Annotated in this window: 1 pseudogene; it reads right to left on the bottom strand. The window is 73.3% G+C overall.

Going from position 1 to position 435, the window contains the following annotated elements:
• Positions 1 to 435, bottom strand: a pseudogene (locus FJ658_RS03625) (PucR family transcriptional regulator); the annotation flags it as partial.

Here is a 435-nt window from a genome sequence, read left to right as displayed (position 1 = left end):
GCGGTGCGTTCCGCCAGGACTTCGCGACCGCGAATCCGGCGAGGGCGGCGCGGGCGCTGCGGGCCGCGTCGACGAGCGACGGGACCTCGTGCCCCAGCACCAGATGCCCGGTGCCGAAACCGGGCTCCAGCTGCCGGGCGATCTCGAGGAACGGCAGGGGCTCCCGCACCTCACCCTCCTCGGGCGGGTCGACGCGTCCGATGACGAGCACGAGGCGACTGCCCTGCACGCCGATGAGCACATCGGCGTCGAGGTGCCGTGCCGTGCGCCGCAGCTGGTCGACGTCGAGCATCCGCGGCGCCGTGCCGACCAGCACCGACACCGCGCCGTGGCCGTTCCAGCCGAGGGCCGCGACACGGCTCGGGAGCTCGCTGTCGTACTCGCCGGTGAGGATCGAGTCGACCACCAGTGCCTCGAGCCGTGCATCCCAGAGAC

The organism is Schumannella sp. 10F1B-5-1 (assembly GCF_006517535.1).
Taxonomy (GTDB): domain Bacteria; phylum Actinomycetota; class Actinomycetes; order Actinomycetales; family Microbacteriaceae; genus Schumannella.
This window is presented reverse-complemented; position numbering and strand designations above follow the sequence as displayed.